At 65.3% G+C, this 25642-nt stretch carries 24 protein-coding genes; 13 read left to right on the top strand and 11 right to left on the bottom strand.

All coding sequences use genetic code 11. From position 1 onward, the window contains the following. Positions 1-88 precede the first annotated feature (88 nt). Genes cyoD through cyoA form a run of 4 tightly spaced genes read right to left on the bottom strand, consistent with a single transcriptional unit; the run spans position 89 to position 3935 of the window. Positions 89-415, bottom strand: coding sequence for a cytochrome o ubiquinol oxidase subunit IV (gene cyoD / locus U5A52_RS04830; protein WP_321934078.1), 327 nt, complete (start codon positions 413-415; stop codon positions 89-91). After that, positions 416-1027, bottom strand: coding sequence for a cytochrome o ubiquinol oxidase subunit III (cyoC, locus tag U5A52_RS04825; RefSeq protein WP_321911501.1), 612 nt, complete (start codon positions 1025-1027; stop codon positions 416-418). Further along, positions 1027-3036, bottom strand: coding sequence for a cytochrome o ubiquinol oxidase subunit I (gene cyoB, locus U5A52_RS04820; protein ID WP_321911503.1), 2010 nt, complete (start codon positions 3034-3036; stop codon positions 1027-1029). The genes cyoC and cyoB overlap by 1 nt, the downstream gene beginning before the upstream one ends. Before the next feature lie 5 nt (positions 3037-3041). Continuing rightward, positions 3042-3935 (bottom strand): ubiquinol oxidase subunit II, encoded by an 894-nt coding sequence (cyoA, locus tag U5A52_RS04815; protein ID WP_321911505.1) that lies wholly within the window; start codon positions 3933-3935, stop codon positions 3042-3044. A 646-nt stretch (positions 3936-4581) separates the two neighbouring features. On the opposite strand from cyoA, the gene U5A52_RS04810 reads away from it, so the two are divergent. After that, positions 4582-5406 (top strand): IclR family transcriptional regulator, encoded by an 825-nt coding sequence (locus U5A52_RS04810; RefSeq protein ID WP_321911506.1) that lies wholly within the window; start codon positions 4582-4584, stop codon positions 5404-5406. A 69-nt stretch (positions 5407-5475) separates the two neighbouring features. On the opposite strand, the gene U5A52_RS04805 is transcribed toward U5A52_RS04810, so the two are convergent. The 4 genes from U5A52_RS04805 to phnF form a co-directional block, all read right to left on the bottom strand. Further along, a complete protein-coding gene (locus U5A52_RS04805; protein WP_321911508.1) occupies positions 5476-6396 on the bottom strand; it encodes a LysR family transcriptional regulator in 921 nt (306 codons plus the stop codon). 112 nt (positions 6397-6508) lie between these two features. Continuing rightward, positions 6509-7060, bottom strand: a complete 552-nt coding sequence (gene phnN, locus U5A52_RS04800; protein ID WP_321934077.1) for a phosphonate metabolism protein/1,5-bisphosphokinase (PRPP-forming) PhnN — start codon at positions 7058-7060, stop codon at positions 6509-6511. Beyond that, positions 7057-7785: a DUF1045 domain-containing protein gene (locus U5A52_RS04795; RefSeq protein ID WP_321934076.1), complete on the bottom strand. Its 729-nt coding sequence runs from the start codon at positions 7783-7785 to the stop codon at positions 7057-7059. The genes phnN and U5A52_RS04795 overlap by 4 nt, the downstream gene beginning before the upstream one ends. Beyond that, positions 7782-8537: a phosphonate metabolism transcriptional regulator PhnF gene (gene phnF, locus U5A52_RS04790; RefSeq protein WP_321911513.1), complete on the bottom strand. Its 756-nt coding sequence runs from the start codon at positions 8535-8537 to the stop codon at positions 7782-7784. The genes U5A52_RS04795 and phnF overlap by 4 nt, the downstream gene beginning before the upstream one ends. Positions 8538-8758: 221 nt before the next feature. Between phnF and phnG the strand changes: the two genes are divergently transcribed. The 10 genes from phnG (at position 8759) to U5A52_RS04740 (ending at position 19019) form a co-directional block, all read left to right on the top strand. Next, positions 8759-9277 (top strand): phosphonate C-P lyase system protein PhnG, encoded by a 519-nt coding sequence (gene phnG, locus U5A52_RS04785; protein ID WP_321911514.1) that lies wholly within the window; start codon positions 8759-8761, stop codon positions 9275-9277. Next, complete coding sequence (gene phnH / locus U5A52_RS04780; RefSeq protein ID WP_321934075.1) at positions 9274-9915, top strand: phosphonate C-P lyase system protein PhnH; 642 nt, start codon at positions 9274-9276, stop codon at positions 9913-9915. The genes phnG and phnH overlap by 4 nt, the downstream gene beginning before the upstream one ends. Then, entirely contained in the window at positions 9915-11039 is a 1125-nt protein-coding gene (locus tag U5A52_RS04775) for a carbon-phosphorus lyase complex subunit PhnI (protein ID WP_321911516.1), read from the top strand. Before phnH ends, U5A52_RS04775 begins: the two co-directional genes overlap by 1 nt. Next, positions 11036-11965, top strand: coding sequence for an alpha-D-ribose 1-methylphosphonate 5-phosphate C-P-lyase PhnJ (locus tag U5A52_RS04770; RefSeq protein WP_321911518.1), 930 nt, complete (start codon positions 11036-11038; stop codon positions 11963-11965). The genes U5A52_RS04775 and U5A52_RS04770 overlap by 4 nt, the downstream gene beginning before the upstream one ends. After that, entirely contained in the window at positions 11962-12732 is a 771-nt protein-coding gene (gene phnK / locus U5A52_RS04765) for a phosphonate C-P lyase system protein PhnK (protein WP_321934074.1), read from the top strand. The genes U5A52_RS04770 and phnK overlap by 4 nt, the downstream gene beginning before the upstream one ends. 10 nt (positions 12733-12742) lie before the next feature. Continuing rightward, positions 12743-13552 (top strand): phosphonate C-P lyase system protein PhnL, encoded by an 810-nt coding sequence (phnL, locus tag U5A52_RS04760; protein ID WP_321934073.1) that lies wholly within the window; start codon positions 12743-12745, stop codon positions 13550-13552. Between the two features lie 46 nt (positions 13553-13598). Next, entirely contained in the window at positions 13599-14732 is a 1134-nt protein-coding gene (locus tag U5A52_RS04755) for an alpha-D-ribose 1-methylphosphonate 5-triphosphate diphosphatase (RefSeq protein ID WP_321934072.1), read from the top strand. 477 nt (positions 14733-15209) lie between these two features. Next, a complete protein-coding gene (locus U5A52_RS04750) occupies positions 15210-15977 on the top strand; it encodes an ABC transporter substrate-binding protein (protein ID WP_321911524.1) in 768 nt (255 codons plus the stop codon). A 252-nt stretch (positions 15978-16229) separates the two neighbouring features. After that, a complete protein-coding gene (locus U5A52_RS04745; protein ID WP_321911526.1) occupies positions 16230-17348 on the top strand; it encodes a succinylglutamate desuccinylase/aspartoacylase family protein in 1119 nt (372 codons plus the stop codon). 501 nt (positions 17349-17849) lie between these two features. After that, the gene (locus U5A52_RS04740; RefSeq protein WP_321911528.1) at positions 17850-19019 is read left to right on the top strand and encodes a porin; all 1170 of its coding nucleotides are present in this window, start codon (positions 17850-17852) and stop codon (positions 19017-19019) included. A 174-nt stretch (positions 19020-19193) separates the two neighbouring features. Here U5A52_RS04740 and U5A52_RS04735 read toward each other — a convergent pair whose 3' ends face one another. Beyond that, positions 19194-19535 carry a zinc ribbon domain-containing protein YjdM gene (locus tag U5A52_RS04735; RefSeq protein ID WP_321934071.1) on the bottom strand — a complete coding sequence of 114 codons (342 nt, stop codon included), beginning with the start codon at positions 19533-19535 and terminating at the stop codon, positions 19194-19196. A 149-nt stretch (positions 19536-19684) separates the two neighbouring features. Between U5A52_RS04735 and U5A52_RS04730 the strand changes: the two genes are divergently transcribed. Next, positions 19685-20101, top strand: coding sequence for a DUF6232 family protein (locus U5A52_RS04730; protein WP_321934070.1), 417 nt, complete (start codon positions 19685-19687; stop codon positions 20099-20101). A 29-nt stretch (positions 20102-20130) separates the two neighbouring features. Here the strand turns inward: U5A52_RS04730 and U5A52_RS04725 are convergent, their stop codons facing one another. Continuing rightward, positions 20131-22584, bottom strand: a complete 2454-nt coding sequence (locus U5A52_RS04725; protein WP_321911535.1) for a glycogen/starch/alpha-glucan phosphorylase — start codon at positions 22582-22584, stop codon at positions 20131-20133. A gap of 565 nt (positions 22585-23149) precedes the next feature. Between U5A52_RS04725 and U5A52_RS04720 the strand changes: the two genes are divergently transcribed. After that, entirely contained in the window at positions 23150-24502 is a 1353-nt protein-coding gene (locus tag U5A52_RS04720) for an MFS transporter (RefSeq protein WP_415773540.1), read from the top strand. Between the two features lie 95 nt (positions 24503-24597). Here U5A52_RS04720 and ltaE read toward each other — a convergent pair whose 3' ends face one another. Further along, entirely contained in the window at positions 24598-25602 is a 1005-nt protein-coding gene (gene ltaE, locus U5A52_RS04715) for a low-specificity L-threonine aldolase (RefSeq protein WP_321934181.1), read from the bottom strand. Positions 25603-25642: the final 40 nt, after the last annotated feature.

The following is a 25642-nucleotide window of genomic DNA, read 5'->3' as shown; positions in this document are numbered from 1 at the left end:
CCAAAAGCGAAAAAGCCGCACAGGGAGGGTGCCCGTGCGGCTTCGCGAGTTCAGGCGGGCGCGAAGCGCCGGCCAGTGGGACAAAGGCTTAACGCGACATCATGTGCATGCCGACGTTGTGCATGACCCAGATCGTGCCGAAGATCAGGAACGCGGCGGCCAGCACCGTGTACGCGAGCGACAGCACGTTCCAGCCCTGCCCCGGCGACGTGTTCAGATGCAGGAAGAACACGAGGTGTACGACCACCTGCACAAAGGCGAGCACGGCGATCGCGATCATGGCCGTGGTGGCGTCGAGCGAGCCGTGCAGGACAACGCCGAATGCACCGGCAGTCAGCAGCACCGAAAGAATGAAACCCGCCACATAGCTGCCGAGGCTGCCGTGCGACTCTGCATGAGCATGAGATTGAGCCATTTAGAGCACGCTCCCCAGATAGACAAAAGAAAACACGCAGATCCACACCACGTCGAGAAAGTGCCAGAAGAGGCTCAGGCACGTGAGGCGGCGGATTTCCTGCTCGCCAAGCTGCCGCGCGCGAACCACCTGGATCATCATCACGAGCATCCACACGAGGCCAAAGAACACGTGCAGGCCGTGCGTGGCGACAAGCGTGAAGAACGACGAAAGGAACGCGCTGCGCTGCGGGCCGGCCCCTTCTGCGATCAGGTGCGAGAACTCGCGCAGTTCGAGCACGAGGAACGACGCACCCAGCACGAAGGTGACAGCGAGCCAGCCGAGTACCATGCCGTTCTTGCGCTGCTGCGCGCCGAGCATCGCGAAGCCGTATGTGATGCTCGAAAGCAGCAGCACGGCCGTTTCGAGCGCAACACCCGGAATATCGAACAGGTCCTTGCCCGTCGGGCCGCCCGCGAACTGGTGACCCAGCACGCCGAACGTGGCGAACAGCGCCGCGAACAGCACGCAGTCGGTCATCAGGTAGACCCAGAAGCCGAATACCGAGTGCGACTCAGGATGATCGTGGTGATCGAGTTCGGCAAGGGTTGCCGCATTGGTTTTCTGCAACATCAGATTGCCTCCTCGGCGACCAGATCACGCTTGGCCACGGCGACGCCGGTGCCGAAGCGCCGTTCCTCGATCTCGCGGACCTTCGCGGCCGGAATGTAGTAACCGTCGTTCTTGCCAAAGCTCTTGATGATGATCGTCAGCACAATGCCGACGAAGGCGAGCACCGCAAGCCACGTGATGTGCCACACGGCGGCAAAGCCCAGCACGAGGCTAAGAATGCCGATGATGAGGCCCGCCGCCGTGTTGGACGGCATATGGATGTCCGTGTATTTCGCGGCGAGCCCGTACCCGCGGCCCGTTTCCTTCATATGCGCGAAGGCGTCGATCTCTTCAACCTGCGGAATGACCGCGAAGTTGTAGACCGCCGGCGGCGAGGACGTTGCCCATTCGAGCGTGCGGCCGTCCCACGGATCGCCATTCACGTCCTGGCACTCAGCCTTGTTGCGGTTCACGAAAGCCATCACCCACAGCAGGACCTGCAACACGATACCGAGCCCGATGATCGCTGCACCAATGGCGGCAACGACGAAGTACGGATGCCATTCCGGCACGTCGTAGTGATTCGTGCGGCGCGTGGCGCCCATGAAGCCGAGCACATAGATAGGCACGAAAGCCACGTAGAAGCCGATGAACCAGCACCAGAACGACGCCTTGCCGAGCTTTTCGCTGGGCTTCAGGCCAAACACCTTCGGGAACCAGTACTGCAGGCCTGCGAGGTAGCCAAACACCACGCCGCCGATAATGGCGTTATGGAAGTGCGCGACGAGGAACAGCGAGTTGTGCAGCACGAAGTCCGCACCCGGGATCGCCATCATCACGCCGGTCATGCCGCCGATCGAGAACGTCACCATGAAGCCGATGGTCCAGAGCACCGGCGCGGTGAAGTGGACGCGGCCGCGGTACATCGTGAACAGCCAGTTGAAGATCTTCACGCCGGTTGGAATGGCGATAATCATCGTCGCGATGCCGAAGAACGCGTTGACGTCGGCGCCCGAGCCCATCGTGAAGAAGTGGTGCGCCCACACGAGGAACGCCAGCACCATGATCGCGCACGAGGCGTAGACCATCGTCTTGTAGCCAAACAGCGGCTTCTTGCAGAACGTGGCCATCACTTCCGAATAGATGCCGAACGCAGGCAGCACGAGGATGTACACCTCGGGGTGGCCCCACGCCCAGATCAGGTTCAGATACAGCATGGCGTTGCCGCCGCCGTCGTTCGTGAAGAAGTGCGTGCCGACGTAGCGGTCGAGGCCGAGCAGCGCCACGGCGATCGTGAGGATCGGGAACGTGGCCATGATGAGCACGTTCGAGCACAGCGCCGTCCACGTGAACACCGGCATCTTCATGAGCGTCATGCCCGGCGCGCGCATCTTGATGATCGTGACGAAGAAGTTCACGCCCGTGATCAAGGTGCCGACGCCAGAGAGCTGGACCGCCCAGATGTAGTAATCCACCCCCACGTCCGGACTGAACTGCAGCTCAGAAAGCGGCGGATACGCAAGCCAGCCCACCTTCGCGAACTCACCGATCACGAGCGAGAGGTTAATGAGGATTGCGCTGAACACCGTCATCCAGAACGAGAGCGAGTTCAGGAACGGGAACGCCACGTCGCGCGCGCCGATCTGCTGGGGCACGATAAGGTTGAAGAAACCGACCATGAGCGCCATCGCCATGAAGAAGATCATGATGACGCCGTGCGCCGTGAAGATCTGGTCGAAGTGGTGTGGCGGCAGGTAGCCGGGCGAATTGAACGCCAGGGCCTGCTGCACGCGCATCATGACCGCGTCGGTGAAGCCGCGCACGAGCATGAGCACCGCCACGATCATGTACATCACGCCAATGCGTTTGTGGTCCACGCTGGTGAGCCACTCGGTCCAGATGTACTTCCACTTGCCAGTCACCGTAACGAGACCGAGCGCGCTGATCACGATCAGCGCCATGAACGCCGCCGCGATCACAATGATGGGCTGATCGAACGGGATCGCCTCTAATGTGAGTTTTCCGAACATGCTGCTTACCCCTTGGTCACGCAAGACGGGTCGAAATTCGTGACGTGCCCGTTGTTGTACTTCGCGATGATGTTATTGAAGAGCTTCGGGTCGACGGTCGAGAAGTACTGCACCGGCGCTTTCTCCTGCGGCTGCGAAACCGTTGCGTACTCGTCCATCGAAAGCTGGGTGGACGACGCCTTCACCTTCTGCACCCACGCGTCGAAGTCCTGCTGGCTCGTGGCGAGCGTGCGGAACTTCATGTCCGAGAAACCCTTGCCGCTGTAGTTGGACGAGAGACCGTCGAAATCGCCGGCTTCGTCGGCGATCAGGTGCAGACGCGTTTGCATGCCCGCCATGGCGTAGACCTGGGTGCCCAGCTGCGGGATGAAGAACGAGTTCATCACCGCGTCCGACGTGATGCGGAAGTTGACCGGGGTTCCCACCGGCACGGCAAGCTGGTTCACCGTGGCAATGCCGAGGTCCGGGTAGATGAAGAGCCACTTCCAGTCGAGCGCGACGACTTCGACGTTGATGGGCTTCACACTCGACTCCAGCGGCTTGTACGGATCGAGCTCGTGCGAGGTGCGCCACGTGAGGATGGCGAGGAACAGGATGATCGCGGCCGGAATGGCCCAGACCACCACTTCGATCACCGTGGAGTGGGCCCACTTCGGCGCGTAGGTCGCGTTGCGGTTCGAAGCGCGGTAGCGCCACGCGAACACGAGCGTCAGGATGATGACGGGCACCACGACCAGCAGCATGGCCCACGTGGCCGTGAGGATGAGCGACTTCTCGGCCGCGCCCACGCTGCCCTTCGGGTCCAGCACGGCGAAATTGCCGCTGCACCCCGCAAGAGAAACGAGCAGCCCGCTGCCGAGGGGGATTAACCACCTTTTAAAGGCTTTTCTGTCTTTCATGTTTGCCTGTTCTTCCGTTGTCCACCAAAACGCGAAACACCCAACACATTTGCATCGCAAATTCGCCACGCAAAATGCACCCGTATCGTATTCAGCGCGATTCTACGGAAAGCACCAATCTCAAAATTTGATCTTTGCTAAGGATTCGCGAGCGGGACAAAGCTCGCCCAGGCAAGCGCGACGGAAAGCCGCAATTATCTTTCTAATAGCTTTCATTTCGCAAACGACCACGGTGCGGCGGTTTCAGCGCGACACCCAGCGCGCGCGCAGGCAAAGGAGGGGATCGAAGCGATGCGCGGTGCGATCGATGAATTGTCAGAAAATATGCCAATTCATTCGAATTTCGACGTCGCTTTTATCCTGATTTTAATGTCATGACATGCCAATATTCAGACTTAAATAATCGGCTCATACGTCAATATTTTTCGACCACAGCTAATTGACTGAAATCAAATAATTGAATGTCAATTGATCCAATGTGCGCATTTGACGCATGTCATGGCGCACCGCGCGATCGACGTTTGCTCGGGCGCCCCGCCCCGAAGGTTTGTGCCCCCTTCGACCCCGCCGCTTGTTGGCGAAACCGATCGCTTGCGCTATCTTGATAGCCTATCCAAGCGCCGCAGCAAGATCGACCGCCACGCCCATGAATTCCGCTTCCAGTGCCTCGCCAAACCGCTCCGCCGACCAGCAGGAGATCCCCGAAAAGCCGGGCGACTCCTATGTGCAGTCGTTCGCGCGCGGGCTTTCGGTCATCCGCGCGTTCAACGCCGAGCATCCCGAGCAGACCTTGACCGACGTCGCCGCCGCCACGGGCCTCACGCGCGCCGGGGCGCGCCGAATTCTGCTCACGCTGCAGACGCTCGGCTACGTCGAAGCGGAGGGGCGGCTCTTTCGCCTCACTCCGCGCATTCTCGACCTCGGCTTCGCGTACCTCACGTCGATGCCGTTCTGGAATCTCGCCGAGCCGGTGATGGAGGCGCTTTCGCAGGAGGTGCACGAGAGCTGCTCGGCGGCCGTGCTCGACCGCACCGAGATCGTCTACGTGCTGCGCGTGCCCACGCACAAGATCATGACGATCAACCTCTCGATCGGCAGCCGCCTGCCTGCGTATTGCACCTCGATGGGGCGTGTGCTGCTCGCCTCGCTCGACGACGCCGCGCTCGACGAAACGCTCGGCTCCTCGCCGCTCTACGCGCATACGGCGCGCACGGTCACCGACGTCGGCGAACTCAAGAAGATCATCGCGCAGGTGCGCCAGCAGGGCTGGGCGATCGTCGATCAGGAACTGGAAGGCGGGCTCATCTCGATCTCCGCGCCCATTCGCAACCGGCAAGGCCGCGTGATCGCCGCGATGAACATCAGCGGCAACGCGCAGCGCACTTCCGCCAAGCAGATGGTGAAGACCTTCCTCGATCCGCTCCAGCAAGCCGCGGCGCGCGTGTCCGGCATGGTCGCGCGGCGCACCTGAAGGCGACTGTTCGCCGCTTCCCGCCACTTCTCGCAACTGAGCGCGCCGCCCGGCGCGCTCGAAGCCAGTTCAGGCGACCTCGGCAAACACCTGCACGAGCCAGTCCGCGAAAGCGCGCACGCGCAGCGACAGCTGGCGGTTCTGCGGATACAGCACCGAAACTGGCAACGGCGGCGGCGGGTGGTCAGGCAGCACCACGCAAAGCTCGCCGTTGGCGAGCAGTTCGCGCACGCGATAGCGCGGCACCTGCACGATACCGAGCCCCGCCAGCGCGCCCGACGTGTAGAGTTCCGCGCCATTCACGGCGACCGGACCCGGCAGCGTCACGTTGACAACACCTTCGGGTGTCGTGAATTCGAGCGGAAGTGCACGGCCCGTAGCCGGCGAAACATAGTTCACGGCCCGATGACCTGCGCGGCCAGGATGTTCCGTGCGTGTGCCCGCGAGCGCCTCGATCGACTCCGGGTCGCCGTGCCGTTCAAGGTACGCGGGGCTCGCACAGGTCACCTGCTCGAGCAGCGCCACGCGCCGCGCGATCATCGACGAGTCGGCCAGCTCGCCCGCACGCAGCACGCAGTCCACGCCCTCGCGCACGAGATCGACGAAGTGGTCGCCCGAGCCGATAAAAAGCTCGATGCGCGGGTAGCGCGCGAGAAAGTCGGGCAGGCGCGGCATCACGAAATACTGCGTGAGCGTGCCCTGCATGTTCACGCGCAATCGCCCCTGCGGATCGGTGTCGCGAAACGCCTCCTCGGTTTCCTCGAGGTCGGCCAGCAGGCGCATGCAGCGCTGGTAATAGGCGTCGCCGTCGAGCGTCGGCTTCACCTGGCGCGTGGTGCGCTCGAGCAGGCGCACGCCCAGGCGCGCTTCGAGACGCTTGATCGAATTGGTGACCGTCGCGCGCGGCAGGTTCAGATCCTCGGCCGCCTGCGTGAAGCTGCGGCGGTCGACGATGCGCGTGAAAATCTGCATCTCCTGGAAACGGTCCAAGGGCATTCTCGTTGAGTTCTCGGGTCGCCTGAATCTTCTCACGGCAACCGCACCCAACCAAAAATCCCCCAGCCCGGTCGAGCGCTTAAGCGGCTGTTAAGCGCGGCGCTGGCTACCCCGCCGCCGCCTGCCGCACGAGTTCGACGAACGCCTCGCCCGCTTCCTCCAGATGCCCGGAGTTGTCGATACGCGCGAACGCCGCGCCCGCCGGCACCTCGAACGGCGCGCGCCGCGCGAGGCGCGCCGCAACCTGCTCGGGCGTTTCGCGCGCGCGGGAAGCGAGGCGCGCGGCCAGCACGTGCTGCGCGGCTTCGATATGCACGAGCGTCATGCGCGGGTAGCGCTCGAACGCCTCGCCAGCGTAGGCACGCGAGCCGTTCACCACGACGGTGCAGCCAAGCGTCATCCACTGGTCGATCTCGACGCCCACGCCGTAGTGCAATGCATGGCTGCGCCATTGCAGCGCGAAGAGGCCGCGCTGCGAGCGCGCCTCGAACTCGGTTTCGGTGAGCGCGACGTGGTTCTCGCCGCCGCTGTCCTCGCGCGTGATGTAGCGATGCGCAAACACGACGTCCTGACCGGACAGGCGCTCGCGCGCGTACCGCAGCAGCGTGTCCTTACCCGCGCCCGAAGGCCCCATGACGTAGATCAGACCGCCCTTCATGCGCGCTCCCCCGCGAACGGCAGGCGGCGCCACAGCACGAACGGCGCGCCCGGCTCGGGTTCGACGAAGAGCGCCGCGCCCTGCACCGGCAGCGGGCCGGCATCGCGCATCCGCGCGTTCCAGGCATCGACGAGTTGTGCGCACGTTTGCGCGTCGTTCAGCGAATCGGATAGCGTCATGTGAAAGCGGAATTCTTCGAACACGTACGGGTAGCCCCACGCTTCGACGTACGCGCGCTGGCGCGACGTGAGCGGCGCGTCCAGGCGCTTCGCAAGTTCGGCGGGCGTTTGTGGAGCGCGCAGCGAACCGAGCGCGCGCAGTGCGTTGGCTGCCAGTTCGCGCAGTGCGGTTTCGCCGGCGTCGTCGGCGGGGCGCAGCGCCACGAAGCGGCCGAGCAACGCCGCTTCGACGTGGGCTTCGAAGCGCGCCTGCTCCTGCGCCCACTGCTGCGCGGCGGCAAGGAGCGCCGTGGGCGTCACGCCTCGCGACAGACGGAATGGCGGCACAAGGGTGCCGTGCCAGCCATAGCGGCGTGGCGCGACCGAGAGCGTTTCCAGCGGCTGCGACAAGCCGGCGAGCCACGGCGGCGGCGCGAGGGTGTCGCCCGTTTCCGGATCGCGGCCAAGCCACGCGCAGCCCGCCTGCCACCACGCCGACTCGCGCGGCGGCGCATAGTAAAGCGCGAAGCGCGCGGCTTCGCTCCAGGCTTCGTGCAGCACGCTCATAGGTCGTGCTCCACCATCAGCTGCACGCGGTCGGCGGCGAAGTGCGTGACGCCGTACTTGATCGGCACGCCATCGAGGTCGACGTCGACGTTCTCGACCCACAGCACCGGCTGCTGCCGGTTGATGTTCAGGCGGCGCGCCACTTCGGCATCGGGCAGCACGCTGCCGATACGGCTCCACTTGCGCAGATAGTCCGTCACGCCGTATTCGGCGAGCGCCTTCGAGGTACTGTCGACACGTTCCATGACGACGGGCAGATCGGCGAAGCGCGCGGCGGGATACCAGCTGCGCGCATACGTGAGCGGCACGCCGTCCGACTCGTGCAGCGTTTCGAGCCGGTACACGAGCGCGCCCGCGCGCAGCCCGAGCGCCTTGGCGACCGTGGGGTCCGCCTTGCCGCGCGACGACGCGAGAAGCTTGCCCGCCGCCGCATGCTGATGACGCTTCAGATTCTCCGTAAAGCGCGTGCGCTTGCCGATGGTGTAATCGATTGCGCCGGGCTGCACGAAGGTGCCGCGCCCCTGCTCCACGCTCACGAGGCCCAGCGCCGCGAGGCCCAGCATCGCGCGCCGCACCGTGTGGCGGTTCACGTCGAAGCGGCGCGCAAGCTCGCCCTCGCTAGGCAGCCGGCCGTCTTCGCCGAAGCCCTTCGCAGCGATCTCCGCCGCGAGGATCTGTTCGATCTGCCGCCACACCGCCACCCCCGCGCCGCGCTCAAGCAGGCTGGACGGCGCCTCGTCGTTCGATGTCATGGTGCTGTCATTCCTCTCGGTTCCAATAGCGTTTTGTGCATTGTAGTGCGCAGGGCGTGATGGAAATATGAAAACCTCCGTTGCGCTCGCGTTGGACGACTGTACCACTAAACGTCTAGACGTTTAGATGAATAGATGGTTCAATCGATGTGCAGACCCGGGCTGTTCGCCAGGCGCAGTTGCCATGTCCGTTCTCACCCGTTCACGACACAGGAACTCCGATGAACGCTTCCTCCACCCCATCCTCCGCGACGGCCACCCGGCGCGCATGGATGGCCGTTCTCGCGCACACCCCGCGCGCCGAGCTTGAAGCGGCGCTCAGCGACGCGCTCGCCGGTGCACCCGAGCCCGCTTTCGACTGGCTGCGTCCGCCACAAACCGGACTCGCCATGGTCCGCGGGCGCATTGGCGGCACCGGCGACGCCTTCAATCTGGGCGAAGCCACCGTCACGCGCGCCACGCTGCGCCTGCGCGCCTCAAACGCCAATGGCATTGAAGGCGCCGATGCCAATGCGCCCGGCCCGGTCGGCGTGGCCTGCCATCTGGGCCGCGATAAACGCCGCGCCGAGCTGGCCGCGCTCGCCGACGCGCTGCTGCAGCTGCCCGCACGCCACGACCAGTTGCGCGTGCAGCTGATCGAACCGCTCGCGGCGCGCCTCGCCGCACGACGCGACGCACGCCGCGCCGACGCCGCCAGCACGCGGGTCGAGTTCTTCACGATGGTTCGAGGTGATGCATGAGCAACGAACGCAATGCCATGACGCCCGATTTGCTCGCGGCGCTCGCGCCCGGCTTCGGCGATCCCGTTCACGACACGCAGACCGTGTTCCGCACACTGCTCGACGCGCTCGCGCGCCCCGGCACGATCGGCGTCATCGAAACGCCGCTGCCCGCGGCCACGGCGGCGAATGCCTCGCCCGCGCGCGCCGGCCTCGCCGCCTTCGCCTCGCTGCTCGCACTCGCGGACTACGCGACGCCGGTCTGGCTCGCCCAGCCCGACGCCGCGCTCGCGGCCGCGCTGCGCTTTCACGCAGGCGCGCCGTTTGCGCAGGAAGCGCGCGAAGCCGCGTTCGCCTACGTTCATAACGCGGCCGCGCTGCCGCCGCTCGAAGCCTTCGCGTGCGGCACGCCCGAATCGCCGGAGCAGTCGGCCACCGTGTTCGTGCGCGTCGATTCGCTCACGGGCGGCGCGCCGCTCACGCTGCGCGGCCCTGGCATCGAAACGACCTGCAGCATCGCGCCCGACGGCCTGCCCGAGCGCTTCTGGCGCGAACGCGCCGCCCTCGCGCCGCACTTCCCGTGCGGCATCGACTTCTATCTCGTGTGTGGCGACCGTCTGATGGGCCTGCCGCGCACCACTCTCGTGGAGATGCACTGATGTACGTCGCCGTCAAAGGAGGGGAACGCGCGATCGAAGCGTCGTGGCGTCTGCTCGACGAAGCACGCCGCGGCGACACGCGCGTGCCCGAGCTGAGCGTTGCGCAGATCCGCGAACAGATGCGCCTCGCCGTGGCGCGCGTGATGGCCGAAGGTTCGGTCTACGACGAAGAACTCGCCGCGCTCGCGATCAAGCAGGCAGCAGGCGATCTCGTCGAAGCGATCTTCTTGCTGCGCGCCTATCGCACCACGCTGCCGCGCTTTGGCTATACGCAACCGGTCGAAACGGAAAACATGGTGGTGGAGCGCCGCATTTCCGCGACCTTCAAGGATGTGCCCGGCGGCCAGGTGCTCGGCGCGACCTACGACTACACGCAGCGCCTGCTCGACTTCGCGCTGCTGGCCGAAGGCGACAGCGCGGAGACCGCCACGCCCGAGGCGCCGCGCGCAACGCCGCCCGCAGAGGCCATGCCGCGCGTGGTCTCGCTGCTCGACAAGGAAGGCCTGATCGAACAGGAAACGCGCTCGCCGCAAGCGCGCGAACCCGGCGACCTCTCGCGCGAGCCGCTGGCGTTTCCTGCCGACCGCACCGTGCGCCTGCAGAATCTCGCCCGCGGCGACGAGGGTTTCCTGCTCGCGATGGGCTATGCCACGCAGCGCGGCTACGCGCATTCGCACCCGTTCGCGGGCGAGATCCGTTTTGGTTCGGTCTGCGTAGAAATGATGCTGGACGAACTCGATGAGCCCGTCGAAATGGGCGAGATCGATCTGACCGAGTGCCAGATGATCAACCAGTTCGCGGGCGCGAAAGACGTGCCGCCGCAATTCACGCAAGGCTATGGCCTCGCGTTCGGGCACGCGGAGCGCAAAGCCATGGCGATGGCGCTCGTCGACCGCGCGCTGCGCGCCGAGGAGCTGGGCGAGACGATCGCCTCGCCGACTCAGGACATCGAATTCATGCTCTCGCACAGCGACAACGTGGAAGCCTCGGGCTTCGTTCAACACCTGAAGCTGCCGCACTACGTGGACTTCCAGGCGGAGCTGGAACTCGTGCGCAAGCTGCGCGCGCAGCACGAAAGCGGCGCCGATGTCGACGCCGAAGCGCAAAACAAGGAGGCCGCATGAACGCGCCCGATACCTTGCAATCTCCCGCAGCCGAACTCGCGTCGCACGAAACACAGGCCGTCTCGGGCTATAACTTCGCGTACCTCGACGAGCAGACCAAGCGCATGCTGCGCCGCGCGCTGCTCAAGGCCGTGGCCGTGCCGGGCTACCAGGTGCCGTTCGCCTCGCGTGAAATGCCGCTGCCGTATGGCTGGGGCACGGGCGGCATTCAGGTGACGGCGGCGATCATCGGCGCGAAGGACACGCTTAAGGTCATCGACCAGGGCTCGGACGACACCACGAACGCCGTGAACATCCGCCGCTTTTTCGCGCGCACCACGGGCGTGGCCACTACGCGCCGCACGAGCGAGGCGTCGATCGTCCAGACGCGGCACCGCATTCCCGAAACGCCGCTCACCGACAAGCAAATCCTCGTGTACCAGGTGCCGATGCCCGAGCCGCTGTTCCGCCTGGAGCCGCGCGTGGCCGAATGCAAGAAACTGCATGCGCTCGCCGACTATGGCCTCATCAGCGTGAAGCTTTACGAGGACATCGTGCAGCACGGCAGTATCGCCACCACGTACGACTACCCGGTCACGGTGAATGGCCGCTATCTCACGTCGCCCTCGCCGATTCCGAAGTTCGACAACCCCAAGCTCCATATGAACGCCGCGCTGCAGTTGTTCGGCGCGGGCCGCGAGCGCCGCATCTACGCGATTCCGCCGTACACGCCGGTAAAGAGCCTCGACTTCGACGACCATCCATTCGAAGTGCAGCGCTGGGAGCATGCATGCGCGCTGTGCGGCTCGCGCGAAAGCTTCCTCGACGAGATGATCGTCGACGACGCGGGCAAGCGCATGTTCGTGTGCTCGGACAGCGACTACTGCCACGACCGCCGCGAAGATCTCGATGCGCACGCAACGAACGAAGCAGGAGAAAACGCATGACGCCGCTGCTAAGCGCAAGATCGCTCACGAAGCAGTACGGCGGCCGAAACGGCTGCCGCGACGTGAGCTTCGACCTGTATCCCGGCGAGGTGCTGTGCATCGTCGGCGAATCGGGCTCGGGCAAGACCACGCTGCTCAACGCGCTCGCGCTGCGCACGGAGTCCGACTCCGGCACGCTGCACTACACGAACTCGAATGGCGAAACGCTCGACCTGCGCACGCTTTCCGAGCCGCGCCGGCGCCTGCTAGCGCGCACCGAATGGGGCTTCGTGCAGCAGAATCCGCGCGACGGCCTGCGTGCCGGCGTTTCCGCGGGCGCCAATATCGGCGAGCCGTTGATGGCCGTGGGCGCGCGCCACTACGGGCAGATCCGCCACACGGCGCAGCAATGGATGCAGCGCGTGGAGCTGGACGCCCAGCGCATCGACGAATTGCCCTCGGCGTTTTCGGGCGGCATGCAGCAGCGCCTGCAAATCGCGCGCAACCTCGTCACGGGGCCGCGCCTCGTCTTCATGGACGAACCCACGGCCGGTCTCGACGTGTCCGTGCAGGCGCGCCTGCTCGACCTGCTGCGCACGCTCACGGGCACGCTGCATCTTTCGGTGCTGATCGTCACGCACGACATTGGCGTGGCGCGCCTGCTCGCGCATCGCTTGATGGTGATGCAAGGCGGCACGGTGGTCGAATCGGGCCTGACCGACCAGGTGCTGGACGACCCGCAACATCCCTATACGCAGACGCTGGTGGCCTCCGTGCTGCCGGTCTAGGATGATCGACATGACTTTCACTTCATCATCGGCTGAATCGTCGGCGGCGCGCGAAGGCCGCGGCACGCGCGCGTTCATCGAACGCCCCGCGCTCATGCTGCGCGCCGAAGACGTGCGCAAGACCTTCACGCTGCACGGCCAGGGCGGCATCGGCATCGAAGCGCTCGCAGGCGTTTCGCTCGACGTGGAGCGCGGCGAATGCATCGTTCTGGTCGGACCGTCGGGCGCGGGCAAGAGCACGTTTTTGCGCTGCCTGTACGGCAACTATCTCGCAAGCGGCGGCTCGATCGCAATCCGCGACGAGGGCGCGCCGCTCGAGCATCTGGAAATCACGGGGGCGGCGCCTCACGACATCCTGCGCCTGCGCCGCAACGTGGTGGGCTACGTGAGCCAGTTTTTGCGCGTGATTCCGCGCGTGAGCGCGCTCGACATCGTGGCCGCGCCGCTCGTTTCGCGCGGTGTGGAGGAAGACGAAGCGCGCGAGCGCGCGCAAACTCTGCTTGCACGCCTGAACGTGCCGCAGCGCCTCTGGCCGCTCGCGCCCGCCACGTTCTCGGGCGGCGAGCAGCAGCGCGTGAACATCGCGCGGGGCCTGATCGCGCAGCACCGCGTGCTGCTGCTCGACGAACCCACGGCCTCGCTCGACGCGGAAAATCGCGAAGTCGTCGCGAGCCTGATTGGCGAGGCGCGCGAGCGCGGCGCGGCGATCGTCGGCGTGTTCCACGACGAGGACACGCGCGCGCGCGTCGCCACACGCGTGCTCGAACTCACCGCGCCGCGCGCGAGCGCAAACGATGCGCCGCTCACCGCTGCAGCCTGAATACCGCCTGAACGGCACCAACCGATATCTGATACGGAGCCTGACGATGTTGATCAAAAACGCTCGCATCGTGACGCGAGACGAAGTTTTCACCGGCACGCTAAGCGTGGAAGACGGCAAGATCCGCGACATCTCGCGCGGCTCGACCGCCGCGAGCGAAGCCGAAGACTGGGAAGGCGACTTCCTGCTGCCCGGCCTCGTCGAACTGCACACCGACAACCTGGAAAAGCACCTCGCGCCGCGCCCCGGCGTGCACTGGAACACCGACGCCGCATTCGTCATTCACGACGCGCAGATCGCGGCCGCCGGCATCACCACGGTCTTCGACGCGCTCGCCATCGGCACGCGCCTCGCCGTGGGCGTGCGCGGCCGCGACGTGCAGCTTGCGAGCGCCAACGCCCTCAAGCGCTTTTCCGAGCGCAACCTGCTGCGCGCGGAGCACTTCCTGCATCTGCGCTGCGAAATCGCCACCGAAGACGTGATCGAGCTGTTCGACACACTGAGCGACCACCCGCTGCTGCGCCTCGCCTCGGTGATGGACCACACGCCGGGCCAGCGCCAGTGGCACGACCGCGAGCAGTGGCGCAAATTTCAGGAGCGCCACGGCAAGTGGACCGACGAGCAGACGAACACCATGCTCGCCGAAATGGCCACTGAGCAGGAGCGCTACGCCGACGCGCACCGCCTTGAAATCGTGCAGCGCTGCCGCGTGCGCGGCATCCCGCTTGCGAGCCACGACGACACGCTCGTCGAACACGTCGAGCAGGCCGCCGCCGAAGGCATCGTGCTCGCCGAATTCCCGACCACGCGCGTCGCCGCCGAGGAAGCGAAAAAACGGGGCATCGCGACGATCATGGGCGCGCCGAACGTGGTGCGCGGCGGCTCACACTCGGGCAACGTCTCGGCGCTGGAACTGGCGCAGGCCGACCTGCTCGATATCCTCTCTTCCGACTACGTGCCGTCGAGCCTCCTGACCGCCGCGTTCGACCTCGTGACCAAGGCAGACTGGACGCTGCCGCGCGCGCTCGCCACGGTCTCGTGGGAACCCGCCAGCAAGTCGGGCCTGCACGACCGCGGCGCGATCGAGCCGGGCCTGCGCGCGGACTTCGTGCGCGTGACCATGCTCGACACGCTGCCCGTGCCGCGCGCGACGTGGCGCGCAGGTGTGCGCGTGGTCTGACGGAGTTGACGCGGTGCAGCCGCTCGATCTGCTGCACCGCGACAAAAACGGCGCGCCGGTTGGCTTCATCCAGACCGAAAGCCGACGGCGCGCCATCGATTCGATTTCAATCTCCCTTCATATCGTTGACGACGCCGCGCTCACGCCGCCTCGCATTCCTCCGACTGTTGCGGCCGAGCATCGTGCAACCCCTCTAAAGCGCCTCGCAACGGCCCGCCCGTACTGGCTCGTACGCCTTATCCCACAAGGCTTTGCGTTAAATCGTACAAGCGCACGGGCGTACACTTAGCGGGTCACTTTCCCGCTATCCGGTATTACACTAGCGACGCAGCAATTCTGACCTGGTAAGCTTGCCGCGCTTTGCTGGCTGCAGGCTGGCGGGTCCAACAATAATCCAGCGCGAGCCGCGCCGGAAAATGCGCCTTGGCGGCACGACCGCACGCGGCGCGCCCTGAACCATCTCGAGGAGTACCCATAGTGAAGAAACTGCTTGCCACCCTCTCGGTTGCCCTGCTCGCCGTCTCGGCCGGCGTCGCCCACGCGAAGGACTGGTCCACCGTGCGTTTCGGCGTCGACGCCAGCTACGCACCGTTCGAATCCAAAGCACCCGATGGCAAGCTGGTCGGCTTCGACATCGACCTCGGCAACGAAATCTGCAAGCGCCTGAACGCCAAGTGCGTGTGGGTCGAGCAAGACTTCGACGGCATGATCCCGGGCCTGAAGGCCAAGAAGTTCGACGGCGTGCTCTCGTCGATGACGATCACCCCGCAGCGCGAGCAGCAGATCGCCTTCTCGGCGAAGCTGTTCAACACGCCGACGCGCCTCGTCGCCAAGAAGGGCTCGAGCCTCGCGCCGAGCGCTGACTCGCTCAAGGGCAAGTCGGTTGGCGTCGAACAAGGCACGATCCAGGAAACCTATGCCAAGGAAAACTGGGCACCGAAGGGCGTGAACGTCGTTCCTTACCAGAACCAGGACCAGGTCTATGCCGACCTGATCTCGGGCCGTCTGGACGCAGCGCTGCAGGATGAAGTGCAAGCGGATCTGGGCTTCCTGAAGACCCCGCGCGGCGCTGGCTTCCAGTTCGCCGGCAAGGAAATCCCGACGGGCGCCGCCGCTATCGGCCTGCGCAAGGAAGACGCCGACCTGAAGACGAAGATCGACAAGGCGATCGCCGACATGATCAAGGACGGCACGTACAAGAAGATCGAAGCCAAGTACTTCGACTTCGACGTGTACGGCGGCTAAGCACCCTAAGCACCGCATCGCGCCGGCGCTGCATCACGGCGCACGAAGCCCGGACTAGCGTCCGGGTTTTTTCTTTTGCGGATTTTTATTTCGGATTCCGTATTTTATGGGCGATGCCGGACATGCGCTCAGGCGGGCTGGTTCCGGCGCCGCGCTGAATCGGCTAAGATCGGTCTACGGCCCCTGCGTGTTCCTGCGGGGCCACATTCACTCCAACACCTTTTGCGGGCCGACGCGCCTCGCGCATTCATCATGCAAACCCGAAACCACCCGTTGATCGCGCCCGCCCTCGGTACCGCGCGGGAACTTGTCAGTTTCCACTACGGCAAAGCCGGCGCTAACCAGAAGGTCTACATCCAGTCCTCGCTGCACGCCGACGAGCTGCCGGGCATGCTCGTCTCGTGGGCGCTGCGCCGCAAGCTCGCGGAGCTGGAAGCCGCGGGCCGCCTGCGCGGCGAAATCGTGATCGTGCCGGTGCCCAACCCCGTGGGCCTGAATCAGCACTGGCTCGGGCACATGATCGGCCGCTTCGAATCGAACACGGCGCAGAACTTCAACCGCAATTTCCATGAGCTCACCGCGCTCGTGATGCCCAATATCGAGGCGCGTCTCGGCTCCGACGAAGCCGCGAACCGTACGGCCATCCGCGCGGCCATGGGTGAAGCCCTGGCCACGCAGCAGCCGAAGACCGAACTCGATTCGATGCGGCTCGCGCTCCAACGCCTTTCGTACGACGCCGACATCGTGCTGGACCTACATTGCGACTGGGAAGCCGCCATGCACATCTACACGAACCCCGAGCTGTGGCCCGATGTCGAACCGCTCGCGCGCTATCTCGACGCGAAGGCGTCGCTCCTCGCGCTCAACTCGATCGGCAATCCGTTCGACGAGATTCACAGCTTCTGCTGGTCGGAGCTGCGCGAACATTTCGGCAAGCGCTATCCCATTCCGTACGGCTCGATTTCGGTCACGGTAGAGCTGCGCGGCCAGCGCGACGTTTCGCACGAGCTCGCCGAACACGACGCCCAGGCCATCGTCGACTATCTGATCGGGCGCGGCGTGATCGAAGGCACGGCGGCGCCGCTGCCGCCGCTCGCCCATGCGGCCACGCCGCTCGCGGGCACGGAGCCGATCGTCGCGCCGGCCAGCGGCGTGCTCGTGTTCCGTGTGGATTGCGGCACGTGGGTGGAGCGGGGCGCGGCAATTGCCGATGTCATCGACCCGCTCGCCGACACCGTGACAACGCTCCATGCCGGCGTGAGCGGCGTGATGTACGCACGCCACAGCGCGCGCTTCGCAACGGCCGGCATGGAGGTCGCACGCATTGCCGGTGAAAAGCCCATTCGCAGCGGCTCGCTCCTCTCGCTGTAACGGCAACGCCTTACCGTAAAAGGGCTCGCACCACCGGTGCGAGCCCTTTTTTCATGAGCTTTCCCCGTTATTTCAATTATTTCGGATAGCTAATTTTAAACTTCCATGAATCGATGGCAATCAGCCATGTAAAGCGCGCATTGATCGGCCGTTAATGCGTTCTTGAGATTAATCAATTCCAACTTGAAGCCAGATTCAAAAGATCGATTAACCCGGCAAATAGAAGAAAGCTTAGAAAAAAATTTTATATGGCCGAATGCCGCAATCCGGCCTTTCAAATTGACAGGAAAATCGGCCGCGAACCCAGTATTGGCGGGCCTCATGCGCCGTTCTCCCCGCGCGCAAGCCGTGTGTCGCATCCACACAACAGAACGACGACAATTTCCCTACAAAGCCTTACTGTCACATTCCTTTCGTTGTCGACCCTTAAATTGCAGCCCGTCGCATTGACCGGCCCATAAGAGGCTGGAGTAGTCATCTTTCCTTTACCCGGAGAAACAGTTGAAAAAGAAAATTCTGACCACCGCTATTCTTGCCTCGATTGCAGGCGTTGCCCACGCACAAAGCAGCGTGACGCTGTACGGCGTGATCGACGCGGGTGTGAACTACATCAGCAACGTGAAGAATGCGACGAACGGCAGCTCGCATCAGTTCTCGTATGGTGACGGCGTAGCTCAAGGCAGCCGTTGGGGCCTGCGCGGCACGGAAGACCTGGGCGGCGGCCTGAAGGCGATCTTCGTGCTCGAAAACGGCTTCAACAGCGGTAACGGCACGGCTGGCCAGGGCGGCGCGATGTTCGGCCGTCAAGCGTTCGTCGGTCTGACGCAATCGAACATCGGTTCGCTGACGTTCGGCCGTCAATACTCGTTCAACACGGACATTCTCGGCTCGCAGTACTCGACGGGTGGCAACACGGTTTCGGGTAACTGGGCCTACCACTTCAACGATATCGACCAGCTGACCTCGAGCCGCATCAACAATGCGGTCAAGTTCCAGAGCGTGAACTTCTCGGGCTTCACGTTCGGCGGTCTGTATGGCTTCTCGAACTCGACCTCGTTCGCCGGCGCACCGGCAACGGGCACGACGGCCAACCCGGTCGCCGGCTCGTCGCGCGCATACAGCTTCGGCGCGAACTACGGCTACGGCCCGTTCAGCCTCGGCGCTGCGTACACGAACATCACGTACCCGGGCCAGACCACGCCGTCGACGACGACGACGATCGCCAACGTGCCGCAGGGCACGCTGCGCGACCTGCGCTCGTTCGGCGTGGGTGGCCGCTACATCGTCGGCCCGGCAACGCTGTGGGCCCTGTGGACCAACACGCTGCTCTCGCCGATCGCCGGTTCGTCGACGCTCTACAACGCGTACGAAGCAGGCGGCAAGTACGCCTTCACGCCGGCTCTGTCGGCAGGCCTTGGCTACACGTACTCGCGCACCTCGGGCAGCCAGACGGCTCACTGGAACCAGGTCAACGCATCGCTTGACTACGCGCTCAGCAAGCGCACCGACGTGTACGGCCTCGTGTCGTACCAGGACGCGTCGGGCACGCTCGCGAACGGCCAGAAGGTTCAGGCGCAGATCGGCGACTCGGGCTCGAACATTTTCCAGCCGTCGGGCACGGGTTCGCAGGATCAAGTCGCGGTTCGCGTCGGTATCCGCCACAAGTTCTAAGCAACAGCGGCAGCCGGCGGCTCATCCCGCCGGCTCTGCTCGGCGCGCCGCAGCGCACGCTGCACGCCGCGCCTTACCGGACGGGGCATCCCTTGGGATGCCCCGCTTTTTTTTGGTTCATCGCAGTTCTGCCGCGGCGCAAGGGCAAAACCGGCGGGCGCTGGACGCCCTTCGTCACGCCTTCTTGACGAACTCCGACTTGAGGCTCATCGCGCCAAAGCCTTCTATCTTGCAATCGATATCGTGGTCGCTGTCCACCAGGCGGATATTCTTCACTTTGGTGCCCATCTTGATCACGCCACCGGAACCCTTGAGTTTCAGGTCCTTGATGACCGTGACGGTATCGCCGTCCTGAAGGACATTGCCCGCCGAATCGCGATACACCCTGCCCGCCGTTTCGGCCGGCGCGGCGGCTTGCCGCGACCATTCGTGCGCACACTCCGGGCAGATGTAGACGTCGCCATCTTCGTAGGTGAACTCGGAATTGCATTTCGGACAGCGTGGCAATGCGCTCATGGTGAATCCCTGGTGCCGACTTGGGCAATAAAAGCGCGCAAGTATAGCGGCTGGCCATGCGTGCGGCCTGCGACGTTATGCCCGCCACGGCCCCACCCTGGCCCCGCTTCTGGTACGCTGCGCTCTCTCACCTCGCAGCTATCGAACCGATGGAACTCCCTTTCAACGAAGCCGCCGTCTCGGTCACGCGCAACGCGCTCTCCGCAGCCGGCCAGGTCTTCCCCATGCGCGACATCGAAGACGTGCGCATCGTCATCGGGCGGCGCAGCCGCGCCGTGCCCATCGCGATCAGCCTCGTCGGTGCCGCCGGCGCTGTCGTGGGCGGCGTGCTCGGCTCGGCGGCCGGTCTCGCGTGCGGCGTGATGGTGATCGTGGTGGGCTGGCTCGCGTGGCTCTGGCAAGAGGCCATCCATCGGCTCTATGTCGTGACGGGCGGAGAATCGCGCGAGGCAGTCACGAGCCTCGACCCGGCATTCCTCGAACGCGTGGTCGAGGCAGTACGCATCGCCAAGGCCGCGCAAGCGGCCCAGGCCGAAGGCGGCACGACGCGGCCAACGGCGCCCTGATTCTGCCGGTGGCACGGCAGACCTGCCCCTCACTCCATCTCGATCGATTTCACGTGCCAGATATCGCGGGCGTACTCCGCGATCGCACGGTCCGATGAGAATTTTCCCATTCCCGCCACGTTTTCGATCGCGCTCGCGGTCCACGCCGGCACGTCCATGAAGCGCTGGTCGGCGGCTTCCTGGGCCTCGATGAACGCCGAGTAGTCGGCCAGCACGAGGTAGTGGTCGCCCCAGTCCACGAGTGTGTGGAAGATATCCGTGTAGCGCGCCGTATCTTGCGGCGAAAAGAAGCCCGTGCGGATCTGGTCGAGCGCGCGGCGCAACTCGGCGTTTTCCTCGTAGACCTGGCGCGGCCGGTAGCCCGCGCAACGCAACTGGTCCACCTGATCGGACGTGTGCCCGAAGATGAAGATGTTGTCCTGCCCCACGGCCTCGCCGATCTCGATGTTCGCACCGTCCAGCGTGCCCATCGTGAGCGCGCCGTTGAGCGCGAGCTTCATGTTGCCGGTGCCCGACGCTTCGGTGCCCGCCGTCGAGATCTGCTCGGAAAGGTCCGCCGCCGGAATCAGCATTTCGGCCACGCTCACACCGTAGTTCGGCACGAACACCACCTTGAGGCGATCGCCCACCACGGGATCGTTGTTGATCTTCGCGGCCACGTCGTTGATCAGGTGAATGATCATCTTCGCCATGCGGTAGGCCGAGGCGGCCTTGCCCGCGAACAGCACGACGCGCGGCACCCAGTCGCGCTCCGGCGCTTCCAGAATGCGGTTGTAGCGTGTGATCACGTGCAGCACGTTGAGCAACTGACGCTTGTACTCGTGAATGCGCTTGACCTGCATGTCGAACAGCGCGTCGGGATTGAAGACAATGCCCGTGCGCTGCAACGCGCGGTGTGCGAGGCGCACCTTGTTGCTGCGCTTGGCCGCGCGGAACGCGGCTTCGAACGCGGCATCGCCACGCAGCTTGCGCAGCGCGCCCAATTCGAAGAGATCGCTGCGCCAACGCGGCCCGATCGCTTCGTCCACGAGGTGCGCGAGTGGCGGGTTCGCCTGCGCGAGCCAGCGGCGCGGCGTGATGCCGTTGGTCACATTCGTGAAGCGGTCGGGAAAAAGGCGCGCGAAGTCGGCGAAGATATCGCGCGTCATCAGTTGCGAGTGCAACTTCGAGACGCCATTCACCTTTTGGCTCGCCACGATCGCGAGATAGGCCATGCGCACGCGGCGCTGGCCGTATTCGTCCACGAGCGAGATGCGGCGGATCTGGTCGAGATCGTGCGCGCCGCGGTCGCTCGCTTCGCGCAGGAACGCCGCGTTGATGTCGAAGATGATTTCGAGGTGGCGCGGCAGCAAACGCGCCAATAGTTCGACGTCCCAGGTTTCCAGCGCTTCGGGCATCAACGTATGGTTGGTGTACGAGAACACGCGGCGCACGTGGGCCATCGCGTCGTCCCACGGCAGATGATGCACATCCACGAGCAGGCGGATCAATTCAGGAATCGCCAGCACCGGGTGCGTGTCGTTCAGGTGCACCGCGACCTTTTCGGAGAAACGCCCGAAGGTGCTGTGCGTGCGCAGGTAGCGGCGAATCAGGTCCTGCATCGTCGCCGAGACGAAGAAATACTCCTGGCGCAGGCGCAACTCGCGCCCGGCCATCGTCGAGTCGTCGGGATAGAGCAGGCGCGAGACGTTCTCGGAGATGTTGCGCGCTTCCACGGCGCGCTGATAGTCGCCCTGGTTGAACGCCGAAAGATCGAGTTCTTCATCCGCGCGCGCGGACCACAGCCGCAGCGTGTTGGTCGCGCTCGTGGCGTAGCCGGGAATCACCGTGTCGTAGGCCATGGCGTTCACATGCTGCGTGTCGACCCACTCCACATGCCCGTTGCGCTGCAAGGTGCGGCCGCCAAAATGCACGGGGTACTGGACCTCGGGCCGCGGAAACTCCCAGGGGTTGCCGTAGCGCAGCCAGTAGTCAGGCGCTTCGACCTGCTCGCCGTTCACGATCTGCTGGCGGAACATGCCGTAGTCGTAGCGAATGCCATAGCCAAAGCCCGGAATGCCGAGCGTCGCCATCGAATCGAGAAAGCACGCCGCCAGCCGGCCGAGGCCACCGTTGCCGAGCGCGGCGTCGGGCTCGTAATCGAGCACGGTCTCCATGTCGACGCCCACACTCGCGAGCGCCTCTTTCATCTGCTCGTGAATGCCGAGTGCGATCAGCGCGTTCGAGAACGTGCGGCCGATGAGAAACTCCATCGACAGGTAATAGACGCGTTTGACGTCCTGATCGTACTGGCGGCGCGTGGTGATCATCCAGCGCTCGACGAGGCGGTCGCGCACGGCGAGCGCCGCGGCGTGCAGCCAGTCTTGCGGACGCGCCGTGACGGCGTCCTTGCCGACACCGTACATCAGGCGATTGGAGAGGGAACGGCGCAGCGCTTCGACGCTGCTTTGCAACTGATCGAACTCGAGACCGATGGCTGTCATCGACGACTCCTGTCGAAGAAGCAGAGCGTCCCAAAATGGTGCAGGACGCGCGGTTGTTCCGGGCCTGCGCCGCGCGGGGCGGAACGGGACGATGACGCATCGGCGTCGCGGCGCAAAAGGCCGGCACCGCTCGCCAGCGAGCGCAGATCAATTTGCAGAGTAGTGCATTTTCAAATCGTGTGCGGCGGCGCGCAAATCGCGCGCGGACGCTAGCCGCCCGACAGGCGGAACCCGCCGACCGCCTCGATCCCTTGCCATGCGGACGGCTCCGCGCGCGCAGCGCGGCGGCACGCGTGCGCGCGACGGGACTGGCAGTTAGTTGCGATATGACGGCGTTCGATGGCATTCGACGACGATTGCGCGCGGCCCAAAGCCTTACAGTCACCCCACGCTCTGAAGCGTCTCCTGCAAAACCAGCCGGGCTCTGTAACAATCGCAAAGTTCGTCCGTGCGGCCCGCGCCGCAGCCTTCATCGTCCCACCCGCCCGAGACTGTCTTGTCCGAAACCCTTTCCGCGGCGCGCGAATCCCGCAATACCGGCCATACCGAGCCCCCCGACGCGCCCATGTCCGCGAAGACCCGCCGCGCCATGGGCGCGGTGATGCTCGCCGTCGCGCTCGCCACGCTCGACACCGCCATCGCCAACACGGCGCTGCCCGCCATCGCCACCGATCTGCACGCGGCCCCCGCCGCCTCGGTGTGGATCATCAACGCGTACCAGCTCGCGATGGTCGCCACGTTGCTGCCGCTCGCGGCGCTCGGCGACATCATCGGCCACCGGCGCATCTATATCAGCGGCCTCGCGATCTTCACGGTCGCTTCGCTCGCCTGCGCGCTCGCGCCCACGCTCACCGCGCTCGCCGGCGCGCGCGTGCTGCAGGGGCTCGGTGCGAGCGCCATCATGAGCGTAAACACGGCGCTGATCCGGTTTCTTTACCCGCCGCACCGGCTGGGGCGCGGGCTCGGCATGAACGCGCTGGTCGTGGGCGTTTCGTTCGCCGTGGGCCCGACCATGGCATCGCTAATCCTCTCCGCGGGCACCTGGCCGTGGCTCTTCGCGATCAACGTGCCGCTCGGCGTGATCGCGCTCGTGTTCGCGCTGCCGGCGCTGCCGCAAACGGCGCGCGGCAAGCACGCGTTCGATCCCGTCGCGGCGGTGCTCAACGTCATTACCTTCGCGGCGCTGATCTTCGCGCTCGGCGAAGCCGCGCAGCGCGCGCCCGGCGTCGAAGTGGCCATTGCCGCCGTCGTGGCGCTGGTATTCGGCGCGCTGCTGATCCGACGTGAAGCCGGACATCCCGCGCCGATGCTGCCCGTGGATCTGTTCCGCCGGCCGGTATTCGCGCTTTCGTCGGTCACCGCGATCTGCTCGTTCGCGGCCCAGGGCCTCGCGTTCGTTTCGCTGCCGTTCTATTTCGAAACCGTGCTGATGCGCAGCCAGGTGGAGACCGGCTTCCTGATGACACCCTGGCCCGTGGTCGTGGCCGCCGCGGCGCCCATTGCGGGACGCCTCTCCGACCGCTATCCGCCGGGCCTCCTCGGCGCGATCGGTCTCGCGATCCTCTCGGCCGGCATGGCGTCGCTCGCTTTGCTGCCTGCGCACCCCTCGGTGACGGATATCGTCGTGCGCATGGCGATCTGCGGCGCGGGCTTCGGCTTTTTCCAGTCGCCCAACCTGCGGGCGATCATGGCAAGCGCGCCGCCCGAGCGCAGCGGCGGCGCGAGCGGCACCATCGCCGTCTCGCGTCTGCTCGGGCAGACCACCGGCGCGGCGTTGGTCGCGCTGTGCTTCGGGATCGTGGGCCGGCACGGCCCGACGCTCGCGTTGGGCCTTGGTTGCGCCTTTGCGGGCGCGGCGGCCATTGCGAGCGGGCTGAGGCTCTTCGCGCCCTCGCACCGGGCGGTGCAGGGCGGGTAATTCAGGTAGTGCAGGTAGTGCGTGCGATGCAGCCCGCTGAGGCCTGAGGCAAAGACGCGCTGGTGAAGCGCGCCTTTGCGAGCCGATCTATCGGCTCAGCGTGCGAAGTAACCCTTCACCGCCGCCACGAACGTATCGATATCGGCGGCCGTGACGTCGAGGTGCGTCACGAAGCGCGACGCGTACAGCATCTGCGTGAGGATGCCGCGCTCCTTCAGATACGCCTCCAGGGGCGCGCAGTGCTCCTGCGGGAACTGCACGAACACCATGTTCGTGGCTTGCGACATGACCTTGACCTGATCGATCTGCGCGAGACCGGCGGCAAGACGCGCGGCGTTCGCGTGGTCGTCGGCCAGACGCGCAACGTTGTGATCGAGCGCGTAAAGGCACGCGGCCGCTAGCACGCCCGCCTGGCGCATCCCGCCGCCCAGCACCTTGCGCCAGCGATGCGCGGCGTCGATGAGCGCGCGGCTGCCCACCAGCACCGACCCCACCGGCGTGCCCAGGCCCTTCGAAAAGCAGATCGACACCGAGTCGAAGCCCGCCGTGAGCGCCTCGAGCGGCTGGCCGGAAGCGACCGCCGCGTTGTACACGCGCGCGCCGTCGAGGTGCGTCGCGAGCCCGCGGTCATGCGCGAGCTGGGTGGCCTTCGCGACGTAATCCGCCGGCAGCACCTTGCCGCCGATGGTGTTTTCGAGCGCGAGCAGGCGCGTACGCGCGAAGTGGTCGTCGAGCGGCTTGATCGCGGCGGCGATGCGTTCGAGCGGGATCGAACCGTCTTCGGCGTTGTCGAGCGGCTGCGGCTGGATGCTGCCCAGCACGGCCGCGCCACCGCCCTCGTACTTATAGGTGTGCGCCGCCTGGCCGACGATGTACTCGTCGCCGCGCGCGCAATGCGCCATCAGCGCGGCGAGGTTGCTTTGCGTGCCGCTCGGGAAAAATAGCCCCGCCTCCTTGCCCGCCTCCTGCGCCATGCGCGCCTGCAGGCGCAGCACGGTCGGGTCGTCGCCCCACACGTCGTCGCCGGTTTCGGCGCGGGTCATGGCGGCGAGCATGGCTTCGCTCGGACGGGTGACGGTGTCGCTGCGCAGGTCGATCATTGCGATGAAATCCTCGTGGTTGAAGCACGCGCGCGGCAAA

Source organism: Paraburkholderia sp. J8-2 (assembly GCF_905220195.1).
GTDB lineage: Bacteria > Pseudomonadota > Gammaproteobacteria > Burkholderiales > Burkholderiaceae > Paraburkholderia.
This window is presented reverse-complemented; position numbering and strand designations above follow the sequence as displayed.